This is a genomic window from Mesorhizobium sp. M0676 (assembly GCF_040320535.1).
Taxonomy (GTDB): domain Bacteria; phylum Pseudomonadota; class Alphaproteobacteria; order Rhizobiales; family Rhizobiaceae; genus Mesorhizobium.
This window is the reverse complement of the sequence record NZ_JAMYPU010000004.1, coordinates 38,402-50,598: the sequence shown is the minus strand read 5'-3', so window position 1 is coordinate 50,598 and position 12,197 is coordinate 38,402. Positions and strand designations below refer to the sequence as shown.

Annotated in this window: 14 protein-coding genes; 12 read left to right on the top strand and 2 right to left on the bottom strand. The window is 61.2% G+C overall.

The genetic code is table 11. The features are described from left to right. Window positions 1-59: 59 nt before the first annotated feature. A complete protein-coding gene (locus tag NKI35_RS05575; RefSeq protein WP_023667982.1) occupies window positions 60-245 on the top strand; it encodes a hypothetical protein in 186 nt (61 codons plus the stop codon). Between the two features lie 8 nt (window positions 246-253). On the opposite strand, the gene NKI35_RS05570 is transcribed toward NKI35_RS05575, so the two are convergent. Next, window positions 254-2,068, bottom strand: coding sequence for a hypothetical protein (locus NKI35_RS05570; protein WP_352462707.1), 1,815 nt, complete (start codon window positions 2,066-2,068; stop codon window positions 254-256). A gap of 85 nt (window positions 2,069-2,153) precedes the next feature. On the opposite strand from NKI35_RS05570, the gene NKI35_RS05565 reads away from it, so the two are divergent. The 11 genes from NKI35_RS05565 (at window position 2,154) to NKI35_RS05515 (ending at window position 11,126) form a co-directional block, all read left to right on the top strand. Then, window positions 2,154-3,257 carry an inositol-3-phosphate synthase gene (locus NKI35_RS05565; RefSeq protein WP_023681094.1) on the top strand — a complete coding sequence of 368 codons (1,104 nt, stop codon included), beginning with the start codon at window positions 2,154-2,156 and terminating at the stop codon, window positions 3,255-3,257. Beyond that, window positions 3,254-3,850: a histidine phosphatase family protein gene (locus tag NKI35_RS05560; RefSeq protein ID WP_023667978.1), complete on the top strand. Its 597-nt coding sequence runs from the start codon at window positions 3,254-3,256 to the stop codon at window positions 3,848-3,850. Before NKI35_RS05565 ends, NKI35_RS05560 begins: the two co-directional genes overlap by 4 nt. Window positions 3,851-3,864: 14 nt before the next feature. Then, the gene (locus NKI35_RS05555; RefSeq protein ID WP_023687793.1) at window positions 3,865-4,965 is read left to right on the top strand and encodes a CgeB family protein; all 1,101 of its coding nucleotides are present in this window, start codon (window positions 3,865-3,867) and stop codon (window positions 4,963-4,965) included. Then, window positions 4,965-5,768 (top strand): sugar phosphate nucleotidyltransferase, encoded by an 804-nt coding sequence (locus NKI35_RS05550; protein ID WP_023712232.1) that lies wholly within the window; start codon window positions 4,965-4,967, stop codon window positions 5,766-5,768. The genes NKI35_RS05555 and NKI35_RS05550 overlap by 1 nt, the downstream gene beginning before the upstream one ends. A 3-nt stretch (window positions 5,769-5,771) precedes the next feature. Next, window positions 5,772-6,533: a TIGR04290 family methyltransferase gene (locus NKI35_RS05545; protein ID WP_023687791.1), complete on the top strand. Its 762-nt coding sequence runs from the start codon at window positions 5,772-5,774 to the stop codon at window positions 6,531-6,533. Further along, window positions 6,526-7,458 carry a glycoside hydrolase 5 family protein gene (locus tag NKI35_RS05540; protein ID WP_352462709.1) on the top strand — a complete coding sequence of 311 codons (933 nt, stop codon included), beginning with the start codon at window positions 6,526-6,528 and terminating at the stop codon, window positions 7,456-7,458. The genes NKI35_RS05545 and NKI35_RS05540 overlap by 8 nt, the downstream gene beginning before the upstream one ends. Before the next feature lie 7 nt (window positions 7,459-7,465). Further along, complete coding sequence (locus tag NKI35_RS05535) at window positions 7,466-8,623, top strand: glycosyltransferase (RefSeq protein WP_352462711.1); 1,158 nt, start codon at window positions 7,466-7,468, stop codon at window positions 8,621-8,623. Between the two features lie 8 nt (window positions 8,624-8,631). Then, on the top strand, window positions 8,632-9,609 hold the full coding sequence (locus tag NKI35_RS05530) for a GNAT family N-acetyltransferase (RefSeq protein ID WP_023667972.1): 978 nt from the start codon (window positions 8,632-8,634) through the stop codon (window positions 9,607-9,609). A gap of 4 nt (window positions 9,610-9,613) precedes the next feature. Continuing rightward, window positions 9,614-10,516: a class I SAM-dependent methyltransferase gene (locus tag NKI35_RS05525; RefSeq protein WP_023691450.1), complete on the top strand. Its 903-nt coding sequence runs from the start codon at window positions 9,614-9,616 to the stop codon at window positions 10,514-10,516. A gap of 73 nt (window positions 10,517-10,589) precedes the next feature. Next, entirely contained in the window at window positions 10,590-10,808 is a 219-nt protein-coding gene (locus NKI35_RS05520) for a hypothetical protein (RefSeq protein ID WP_023691451.1), read from the top strand. 141 nt (window positions 10,809-10,949) lie between these two features. After that, entirely contained in the window at window positions 10,950-11,126 is a 177-nt protein-coding gene (locus NKI35_RS05515; protein ID WP_023667969.1) for a hypothetical protein, read from the top strand. Here NKI35_RS05515 and NKI35_RS05510 read toward each other — a convergent pair whose 3' ends face one another. Then, entirely contained in the window at window positions 11,127-11,690 is a 564-nt protein-coding gene (locus NKI35_RS05510) for a sigma-70 family RNA polymerase sigma factor (protein ID WP_023667968.1), read from the bottom strand. It abuts the gene before it with no gap. Window positions 11,691-12,197 lie beyond the last annotated feature (507 nt).

The following is a 12,197-nucleotide window of genomic DNA, read 5'->3' as shown; positions in this document are numbered from 1 at the left end:
GGAACATCCATCCAACCTTGTAGTTTGGCGGGAGGGACCCGATACGGAGGATCATCCTCATGCAACCCAAGCGACCCGCGAAGGATGTCGACAAGATTGCCGAACGCGAGGCGGCTGCCTATCTGCGGCGCTCCTCGATCACCTATCTCGAGTGCTGCGTCAGCCTGATGATGACGCATCTGCAGCGCGAGGAAGTGGCCGCTATTCTCGAGCAGGAAGCAGACATGCTACGAAGGCTGGATTGATCGAAACGCTACACCTGAGATTCGTCCAGGAATCGTATCAGCCCCGCCCTGTATCGGTCTCCGGTCGCGGCCAGCCTTGCTTTTTCCTGGCCATTTTCGGATTGCGCAGCCGTGCTCCAGAGCCCGATTTGGAACGCCAAATAGCAGGGTTCGAAAAAATCGATGTGGCCATTGTCAATATCGAGCCCCATCCCCTCGACCAATGTCGTCACATCGCTGTCGGACAGTCCATATTCGACACGGGCGCCGGCAATGTCCCACTCTATCGGCTGGCAGCCAATCAAATCGTGTGCCCGGCAATGGTCGACGGCATCTGTCTTGACCACCGAGCCGTCGGCACAAACGAGAAACTCCCACGCGTGAAGCTTTCCGTCGATTTCCACCGGCTGCAGAACATGCGCAGGGGTTTTTTTCGAGAGCCAGCCGCGCAACGTCGCCGCTCGGTTCTCGCCCAGAGCTTCAGATGTATTGGAAACAGCCATTTCCGTGAGTGCGAGCAATGATGCACCCGGTTCGCAGGTTCGGAGATTGAGCGCCCGCCAGGTTAGATAGCGCGCCAACTCCGCGACCAGCCTTCCTCTTGGCAGCGGCGCCTGGTCCATCGTGGTGCCGTCAATCCACCGTTCGACCAGAAAGCCGTGGCAAAGCCCGACCACTTGCGATCCGAACCCGGCTTTCCCCAACATTTCCGCGGCTCGTCTCTTACGCCGTCCGGTTTCGCCGAGGCCGGCGAATTTGACGAGCCAGCGACCACACCCCGCGGACGCCAGGAATTTACGCCGCTCGATGCCGCGCGGGCTCGGCGGCCAATGCTTTTCGTCGACGTAGTGGACGCTCCTCCATTCGCCACCAGACAGTTCGGTCAGGCGTAATTCGGGGCTGCCGACCGCCTCGGCCACCCATTCGCTAAGCGTGGGAATGTTCGAGCTTTCGGGGAAGGTGCATTCGAGCGCCGTCGCCACATGTTTCGGACAGCGCGACCATGTCTCCCTGGCCTCCCGTGACGCTTCGATGCCCGGGTCGCCAGGATGGCTGGGAAACAGGTGAATGCGGTCCATACCAATACCCAGTTCCCGCAGCCACGCGACGACGGCGTGCATCGAACTGCCGGACAGACCGGGACCTTCGTCTACAACGGCGAAGCGTGCCGATGGATTGTTCTTCCAGGAAGCGATCGAGCGCGGATCGGCATTGATGTGCCTGCGGAAAGGATGGCCGACCGGACGAACGCTGAACGGCGCCGGCGCGCCAATCGCGGCAGCCACTATGGCGGCAAGCCCCAGGCCGATGCTGCGGATGCCGATCACGCATGTGTTCGCATCGAGACCTGACTCCTGCGCCGCTCCGAAATAGCTTTCGGGATAAAGCGCGTAATGCGCGTAACCCTCGGCAGAACCGGTCAGAACCTCAGCCTCGCAATCCAACCCGTCCAGCAGTTGGAGAAGTCCCGGCTCGATGCCACCGCCCACGGCGAAACCGCTTCGCCACGACTTCGCCACCTCTGCCGCAAGACCAACCAGCAATCTGGCGCCTTGCTGTTGCCGCGGCGAAAAGATGTCGATGCCCCTGTTCTCGAAATCGACATCGGCAAGCGCGCGAACCAGTTCCGATACGCTGATGAATAGGCCGACCAACGCGGCATGGCGTCGGACGCCATGAGCCATGCGGTCCAGACTTTGAGCAATTTCGCTCGCAGCATCGCGAAGCCGTTCTGCGCTCTGCCTCCGCTTCTGGTCGCCGTAAACAATCATCGATCGGTTTTCCAATGCTTCGCCTTGCGGCAACGCAGCGAGCGCTGCTTCGATCCATGCTGTCTTGCGCAATTTTTCGGCATGCCAAGGAACATTCCGGCACGCTGGTGGTTCGGCTGCAGGAACTTACCTTTGAACAGCATAGGGCGGCAGTTTCGTGGGATCGAAAAAGGTTCGTGTCGGTATCGTCGGGGTCGGCAATTGCGCATCCTCCCTGGTGCAGGGCCTCTCCTATTATCGTCACGCAAAAAGCAACGAACCAATCCCAGGGCTGATGCATGCCGACCTCGGCGGTTACCATGTCGACGACATCGAGATTGTCTGCGCATTCGACGTCGCCAGGAGCAAGGTTGGCCTCGACGTCGCTGAAGCAATCTACGCCGCCCCGAACAACACGTTCCGCTTTGCCGATGCGGCGGCAAACGGCGTTCGCGTCGAGCGCGGACCGACACTTGACGGCATCGGAAAATACTTGCGCGACGAAATCGAGGAGGCGCCGGAGCCGGTTGCCGACGTCAGCGAAATCCTGCGCAACAGCGGCGCCGACGTGCTGGTCTCTTACCTGCCGGTGGGCTCCGAGGAGGCGACGCGCTTCTACGCCGAATGCGCGCTTGAGGCCGGCTGCGCCTTCGTCAACTGCATACCCGTTTTCATCGCCTCACGTCCGGAATGGCGCCGGCGCTTCGAGCAGCGAGGGCTGCCGCTGGTCGGCGATGATATCAAGAGCCAGGTCGGGGCGACCATCGTTCACCGCCTGCTGGCCAATCTCTTCCGCGAGCGCGGCGTGCGCATCGATCGCACTTATCAGCTGAATTTCGGCGGCAACACCGACTTCCTCAACATGCTGGAACGCGAGCGGCTGGAATCAAAGAAAATTTCCAAGACCCAGTCCGTGGCCAGCCAGTTCGATGTTCCCCTGGAGCCGGGCAATATTCATGTCGGACCCAGCGACCACGTACCGTGGCTGACTGATCGCAAATGGGCCTATATCCGAGTGGAAGGGACGACCTTCGGCGGCGTGCCGCTCAACGCCGAGCTCAAGCTGGAAGTCTGGGATTCTCCAAATTCAGCCGGCGTGGTGATCGATGCGATACGCTGCGCCAAGCTTGCGCTCGATCGCGGCATAGCGGGAGCACTGACCGGTCCCTGCAGCTATTTCATGAAGTCGCCTCCCGAACAGTTCACCGACGCCGAAGCGCGGCAGCGCACGCTCGCCTTCATCGCCGGCAAGGACGAGCCTTTGCTGGATGCCGCGGAATGACGACAACGTTCTTTTTGATCCGTCATGCAGCGCACGACAATGTCGGCTCCTATCTTGCAGGACGGATGGATGGCGTTTGCCTTGGCGAGGCTGGGAAGGCGCAGGCCGCGCATCTTGGTGGCCGCATGGCCCGGGAGCCGATTGAAGCCATCTTGTGCAGCCCGCGTGAGCGTACGCAAGAGACGGCCGTGCCGATCGCGCTTGCCTGCGGCGTCGGTGAAATCGCGATCTGCGCCGAACTCGACGAGATCGATTTCGGCGATTGGTCGGGAAAGACCTTCGACGAGTTGAATGGCGATGCCGGTTGGCGGGCGTGGAACGACCAGCGGCAGGAGGCCAGGACACCGAGCGGCGAGACCATGCTGGATGTCCAGGAGCGGATCGTCGCACTGATGAACGCAGTGCGCGAGCGGCATCCGAATCAGTGTGTCGCCCTGGTCAGCCACGCCGACGTGATCAAAGCCGCCGTCTGCAAGGTGCTTGGCTTGCCGGTCGGCGACTGCTTCCGCTTCGACATCGATCCAGCCTCGATCACGACGATCGTGTCGGGTGACTGGGGCTCCAAGCTCCTGCGAATGAACGAAGCTGCCTGACGAGGACTTTCCGGATGCAGATGGTCATTTTCGGTCTCACCGTTACATCATCATGGGGCAACGGCCATGCCACGCTCTGGCGGGGACTGATCCGCGCCCTGGGTCGGCTGGGATGGTCCATCACCTTCTTCGAACGCGATACCCCCTACTATGCCGGGACGCGTGATCTCGATCGGCTCGATGGCGGCAACGTCGTCATTTATCCGGACTGGGAAGACATCCGTCGCGTTGCGGAGCGGGCAATGAAGCAAGCGGATGTCGTCGTCGTCACTTCCTACTGTGCCGACGCCGTGGAGGCCTCGCGGCTGGCGCAGCAGACAGGTCGCGGATTGCGTGTCTTCTACGATCTCGACACTCCGGTCACGCTTGCCCGCATCGAGCAAGGCGAGCGTCCGCCCTATTTCGGACCTGAGGGTCTTGCCGATTTCGACCTCGTTTTGAGTTACACCGGCGGCTCGGCGATCGAGGCGCTTAAGTCGGTTTTAGGCGCGCGTCACGTGGTACCTCTCTATGGGCATGTCGATCCCGACCAACACCGGCCGGCAGAGAAGCGGGCCGAATTCGCCGGTGATCTGTCCTATCTCGGAACTTACGCGGCGGATCGCCAGGCCGGCGTCGAAAAGCTGCTGGTCCGCCCGGCCGCGCGCCTGCCTGACCACCGCTTCATCATTGGCGGCGCGCAATATCCGCAGGAATTCCCATGGAGCGACAACATCTTCTTTGTCAGGCATCTTCCGCCAGCCGACCATCCGGCTTTCTTCTCATCATCTCGCCTGACACTGAACGTCACCCGGGAGGCGATGGCGCAAAAGGGCTGGTGCCCGTCGGGACGGCTCTTCGAAGCGGCCGCGTGTGGGGCTGCCATCGTCACCGATGCATGGCCGGGCCTAGCCGAATTTTTCGAACCCGGCCGCGAAATATTGTTGGCGCATGACACCGATGATGTGGTCGCCGCATTGCAATTGCCGGAGTGCGAGCTCGACGGCATTCGAAGGCGTGCCCGCGACCGGGTCTTGGGCGAACACACTTCCGCACGGCGCGCGGCGGAACTGGATCGCATCCTGAACGATGCCTTTCAAAGATCTCCCGGCGAACCGATGAGGGAAGCGGTCTGATGTTGGGCATCGTACCCGCTGCCGGGCGCGGCAGCCGCATTCAGCCGCTCGGCTTCTCGAAAGAGCTGCTGCCGGTCGGTAGCCGGATCGATGGACAGACCGAGCGTCCCTGCGCCGTGAGCGAGTATCTGGTACGGCGCATGGTGCAGGCCGGCGTCGACAAGATTTGCTTCATCATCGGATCGGGTAAATCCGACATCCTTGAATACTACGCCGCCGGCTACGGTGACGCGGCGGCTCTCTTCGTGGTGCAGCCGAACCCCGTCGGTCTGTGCGATGCGATCTTCCGGGCGGCGCCCCTCGTCGCGCCCGACGAGGTCGTCCTGGTCGGCCTTCCCGATACGATCTGGTTTCCCGAGGACGGTTTCCGCCATTTGCCCGACGATCAGCTCTCATTTCTGCTTTTCCCGGTGGATCAGCCGGAATTCTTCGACGCCGTCGTCACCGACGTCCACGAGCGCGTGATCGAAATCCAGGTCAAGCGGCAGGATGCCGCCACGAACTGGGTTTGGGGTGCGTTCAAGATGCCGGGCCATATCCTGCATCAGCTTGCGGGACTCTGGCGTGAGCGGGAGCGCAGTGACGAATATATCGGCACTTTGGTCAACGCCTATATTGCGGCCGGCGGTACAGCTTTTGGTGTCAGGGCTGGGTCGGACTATGTCGATGTCGGCACTTTCAACGGCTATCGCACAGCGCTGCGGTTGCTTGAAAACGACGCCCCATCCGCGCACCGCCGGCCCACCATGATCATGCCCGGCGCGCAGTCGCATGTACCCGTCGTTCCTGGCGAAGGAGCCTGAGCCATGCTGCATTCCCATGCCGAAATCCGCCGCCGCATCGATGCGCTCGGCCCGTGGTTCCACAACATGGAACTTGCCGGCGTCGAAACCGCTCCCAACCATTTTCTGGGCAACTACCCGCTGATCAAATGGCGCAAATTTGCCAATGCCATTCCCGCTGATCTGACGGGCAAGGCGGTACTCGATATCGGCTGCAATGCAGGATTCTACTCCATCGAGATGAAACGGCGAGGTGCTGACCGTGTCCTCGGCATCGATTTCGATGACGCCTACCTGGCGCAAGCTCGCTTTGCCGCCGAGGTTGCCGATTGCGAGATCGAATTCCAGAAGCTTTCGGTCTACGACGTCGGCTCTCTGCGCGAGACATTCGATGTCGTGCTGTTCATGGGGGTGCTTTACCATTTGCGCCACCCCTTGCTCGCGCTCGACCTGATCCGCGAACATGTCGCCCGTGACCTGATGATCTTCCAGTCCATGCAGCGCGGCAGCGCGGATCTGCCCGAGTTGGAAGAAAACTATCATTTCTGGACGCATGACCTGTTCGACCAGCCGCAGTTTCCCAAGCTGCATTTTATCGAGCACCGCTATGCCGACGATCCCACCAACTGGTGGATTCCAAACCGCGCCTGCACCGAAGCGATGCTGCGCAGCGCCGGTTTCGAGATCGTTCTGCACCCCGAGCAGGAGGTCTATTTCTGCCGCGCAGCCGGGGACCCGGCCGGCGGCGGCGCCATCTACCCCTCGAAAGGACAGCTCCATGATTGAAGCCGCCATGATCTGGAACGAGCCCAACAACAAATCGCATTGGGACCCAGAGCTCGATCCCGATTGGAGCCGCTTTGCCAGGATGGCGATCTTGTCGGCTGACGCAATCGCGTCGGAGAACCCGTCTTTGACGAAAGTACTCGGTGGCATCTCGCCGATAGATCCGGGCTTTATCACCCGCATGAAGGAATTCGGCGTGCTGGACCATGTCGATGCCGTCGCCGTGCACGGCTTTCCGCTCGACTGGAACCTGTGGCAGATCCACGAATGGCCACAGAAGATCGGCGAGATCGCGACCGTCACCAACCTTCCCATCTGGGTCAGCGAAGTCGGCGTATCAACCTTCGGCGCGGAAGAAATCCAGGTTTGGGGGCTCAAGCGCACCGCTGAGTTGCTGATTGGCAACGCACCACGCATCCAGTGGTACAGCCTCTACGATCTTCCGCGCGAATGGGAAGCAACGACGCGGCATCGCGAGGCGGAGGGCTCTTCTTACTATCGACATTTCCACATGGGGCTGCTGCGCCAGGACGGTAGGCCAAAACCTGCGCTGGAGGAGTTCCTGCGCTACACGCCCGCAATGGGGCTGGTGCAGTGGTTTCATTTCGAGGACCCCCGGCTGGACGATGCCGTCGCCTGGATGAAGCGGCTGGGCGTCACCAATATGCGCACGGGGCTTTCCTGGGCAGACAGCTTCCGGCCGAACGCGCTGGACTGGTTTGACCGGCAGATGGAGGCACTCGCCGATTTCGACGTGACGGTCACCTTTTGCTTTACACCGCAGCATCGCGGAATGATGCCCCACCACACCAGCCCACCTCTGGTGCCGGAGGAGTTCGCGGAATTCTGCGCAACCATGATCCGCCGCTATGCGCCCGGCATGACGTCCGCTTCGCTCCCGACGCGGCGGGCCTCGGCAGCGTGAAAGTGTCATGCTGCCAATGCATCAGACGCCTGACACATTGGACGAATTAGCGGCATCATCGACAGGTGGTGCGGCATACGGGACCGAGGCGCAACCAGCCGCGGCGCTCACTGTCCTCAATGTCGCCTACCCTCTCGCACCCGTCGGACCCGATGCTGTCGGCGGTGCCGAACAGGTTCTGTCGATGCTCGATCGGGAGCTGGTTCGCGCCGGCCACCGCTCTATCGTCATTGGCTGCCGCGGCTCCAGCGCGAGCGGTACCCTTGTGGAAATACCGGCTGAAAACGGCGTGCTCGACGAGGCGGCGAAGAGCCGCGCGCAGCAGGCTCATCGCAAAGCGATCGCCGCTGCCCGCGCCCGATGGCCGATCGATGTGGTTCATCTGCACGGCATCGATTTTCATGCCTATTTGCCCGACGATGGTCCGACCCTGGTGAGCCTCCACCTGCCCTTGGACTGGTATCCGGCCGAGGCTCTGCGACCGACGCGCGACGACCTGTGGCTCCATGCGGTCTCGCCCACCCAGCAGCAAACGGCGCCACCAGGGGCCAGACTGGTGGCGCCGATTCCCAACGGCGTTGACATCGAAGCACTGAGCGTGGTGCAGCCGAAGCGAGACTTTGCCCTGGTTCTCAGCCGGGTCTGCCCGGAAAAGGGCATTCACCTGGCCCTGGACGCGGCCAAACAGGCGGGCGTGCCCCTGGTCATCGGCGGCAAGGTCTATCCCTACGAAACACATACGCGCTACTTTCGCGACGAGGTCCAATCCCGTCTTGATGCTCGCCGCCGCTTCCTGGGCCCGCTCGGTTTTAACGCCAAGAGGCGCTTTCTCAACGCAGCCCGCTGTCTGGTCATTCCAAGCCTCGCCGCCGAGACAAGCTCGCTTGTCGCCATGGAGGCCCTCGCCTGCGGTACCCCGGTGGTCGCATTCCCGAATGGTGCGCTTGCGGATGTCATCGAGCACGGCAGGACGGGCTTTCTCGTCAACACAGTCGACGAGATGGCCCAAGCCATTCTTGCGGCGCCCAGCCTGGACGCCGAGGCGTGCCGGGTGGAGGCGCGACGGCGGTTTTCGCTGGAACGGATGATCTCGTCGTATATGGCTGCCTATCAGGCGCTGGCACAACTTGGCACAGATTGCCGGCGCTTCGCTGCGGCACCGTGAGAAAAGCAGTGTTGCGCAGCGAAATCATCGATGACCCCGTAAAATTCGATGCCTTGACGCCGCACTGGTGGAAACTGTGGGAGCAGAGTTCCTCTGCGACGCCGTTCCAATCCCCCGCCTGGCTGGTGCCATGGTGGCGCGCATTCGCACCCGGTGAACTGGCGACAGTTGCGGTCTGGCGTGGCGGCGATCTGGTCGGGCTGGCGCCACTCTATCTCGAGCATGGAACGGCCGGTTCGAAGCTGCTTCCGGTCGGTATTTCGCTCAGTGATTATCTGGACATCCTGGCTGTCCGGGATATCGAGGCGGCGGTTGTCGCCACCATTGCCGAAACGATCTGCTCGGTCGGGTGGTCACAATGGATCTTGTCTGATCTGCCGCAAAACAGTGCCGGTCTTACGATCGCGCATCCCGGTTTAACGGTCGAGAGGCCGGTAATTCATGCAGCCTGTCCCGTGCTTGCTGTTGCCGGCGACGACACGTTGGCCGGCTGCGTTCCCGCTCGGCGCAGGCGCCAGTTGCGCCGGGCGCGCCAAGCGGCGTCCAGACGCGGCCGGCTCGCGTTGGCGTCAGCGCGGGGCGATCAGAACTTCCTGAACCAATTGATCCGCCTGCACCAGGCACGCTGGGTTGGACATGGAGGTGGTGTATTGGCCGACCCCGCCGTGCAGCACTTCCATGGGCTTTCACTTCCCTTGCTCGATGCTCACGGCCTGGTCCGATGCTGGTTGCTCGCGATCGATGGCACGACTGTCGCCGCCTATTACGGATTTCACCACCGCGGCCGCGCCTATGCCTATCTCGGCGGCCTAGATCCTGCATATGCCGAGGAGAGCCCAGGGGCGATCCTGATCGGCCACGCGATCGCGGAGTCGATCCGCGAGGATGCGCGCGAGTTCGACTTCCTGCGCGGCCAGGAGGCCTACAAATATGGCTGGGGCGCCGTCGACAGGTGGACGATGCGGAGGATCTGGACGCGGAGTTGATGTCATGAGTGTGCACGCGCAGCGCCGGACATCGGTCAGACGGGCGGTCGAAGATTGCATGGCCGATGGTGCCTGCGCCGAAGCTGTTCTCGTCAGGCTGGCGCTTCACCTGCCGCCCACAATTGAAGCGGCGGAATTGGCGGAGTTCGTGCTGAAAGTCCGTCCGGCGGATACCGGCGATGCTGAAAGACTGCGAAAGGTCGCTGGACTGCTGCGCCACAGACCGGGCGTCCTTGCCACTTTGCGAGCGACAGGCGGCGCCGTTCGGCATGAACGCGGTAACGGCGAGACGGATATTGCCGTCGTCACGCGGCTGGCCTCGAGTTTTGATGCCGCGGCAGCAATTTCGACAGCCGCAAGTGTCCAGTTAGGATCCCTTGGCGATGACGAGCGGCTGACAGCCATGACCGACGAAATCGTTGAATGGCTCGAGGCGCGAGAATTCACCGGAATTGAACGAGACATTCTCGACATCGGTTGCGGCATCGGACGTTTCGAGCGCGCGCTGTCCAATTCCTTCAAGCGGATGGTCGGCATCGACATATCATCGCGGATGATCTCTATCGCCTCCGAGCAATGCGCAGCGCTCGGCAATGTCGAACTGCGCCAAACCTCCGGTCTCGATCTGGCCGACTTCGACGACGACAGTTTCGATTGCGTGTTGGCGGTCGACAGCTTTCCCTACCTGGTCCTGGCCGGCATGGCTGAGCGGCTTTTCGATGAAATTGCGCGCGTTCTCAAACGGCCGGGCCGGCTCGCATTGCTCAACTATTCTTATCGCGGATCGCTTTCTTTGGACCGGGCCGACATCGGCCGTCTTGCGCAAGCTCACCAATTGCGGGTCGTCATCGACGGCGAGAAGCCGTTTGGGTCATGGGATGGCGACGCCTTCCTGCTTGCTGGGTGAGACGGAACATTACAGCGCGATGCCGGTTCGGGCGTCGGCACCGATCGGTGTCCTGGATTCGAAGGAGGAGATCATGGCATCCGGCGGCAAAAAGCATTTCGGCCAAGGCAGCCAAGGCAAAGGTGCCGGCGCCGGCGCAATGACCACCTTGGACAAGGACAAGATCGAAGAAAACGCGGTTTTGTCCAACCGCGACAGGAAGCAACATAGCCGAGAGCGCGGGCTGGACGGCAATCGAATCAAGTCCGATCAATTTCAGGATCACGCCGCAAACCGGTTGCTGAAGGACTGACGCCACCGCGCCGCGTCTTGCCGCGGCACGGAGGAAAACTGTGCAAGGGCCGCCGGTGAGCCTCTCGGCGGTCGACAACGCCTTGTAGTGCCGAGCGCTCATCATCAGACTTGGATCTAGGGATGCTATCAAGAGAACGTGATGTCTCATTCGAGCGACGATACCACGGATCTGCTTGTCGAGATGGCAGTGGATCAGGAGATTGCTTCCCTGCTGGCCGCCATAGAGCAGGAAAAGATACCAGACCGCCTATCCAAGCTGGCGATCCAATTGCAAAATGCTCTCGTCGAGAAGCGTCGGCGAGACGTGAAGAGCTGATTATCTGCGGCTGTCGACCTCTATATCGAGCTGACCATCCGACAGCTGATTTCGCCTTTCTATCAATGTCTGCAACGAGCTCTCCCCGAGTAGCTCAAGGATGTTGGCGCGGGCACGGTTCAGCCGGCTCTTGACCGTCCCTACCGCGCAGCCGCAGATTTCGGCGGTTTCCTCGTAGCCCACTCCTAAAACGCCGATCAGCATCAGCACCTCGCGCTGATGTTCGGGCAGCTTTTGGATGGCGCCGTGAACTTCCTTGCTCTGAACGGTCCATTCCTGGGTAGCTTCCGAAATCGGTCTCGAAGACGCGCAGTCGAGAAGGCCTGGCGCTTCCCGTGCAGCGATCTTGATCCGGGTGTAGTAGGTGTTGCGCATGATGGTGAAGAGCCACGACTTCATGCGTGTACCAGGTTCGAACTTGTCGATGTTGGCGAGCCCTTTGGTCAACGTTTCCTGCACCAGATCGTCGGCATCGTCTGGAACGCGGCAGAAGGTGCGCGCGAAAGCCCGCAGGGCAGGTATCAGATCAACGATGGAAACGTCATTGGTTTGTTGGTCGGCCAAGAGATAGCCTCCGGATGACAATGGTCCAGCTCCCAGAAGAAAGAGTGAATGAACGAAGCCAGAGCTAAATGCATGGAAGTTTGGTTCGTTCCCGCCGTTGGAAACAACTCTTCGAAAATTCCACCGGGCGCGAACACGCCGACTACGGTCTTCCCCCAACCACGCCCACTTCAAAGGAACGAAACACCATGCCGAGCTTCATTCCCGGGAAGTCTCGCCGGTGCGTTTGGCTGTGCAGGGCATGGACCGAGTCGTGCGGCTGGTAACGCGCAAACCACTGCTGACAAACCTATTGGCGAACCACGTGGCGAACTCGGCTACCATCGATACATAGCGATAATGGTTGGCCGGAGACATGTTAGAGTCATTAATTTTGTTAACTTATTGGCGCGGGTGAAATCCAGCAATCGGTCGTAGTTGCCGGGCGGTCGGCCAACGAACATGCTCGTCCAGCACTTGCTCTATTCTGCCCTCCGATCGGGCTAAGCCGATGAAATACCGGGTTGA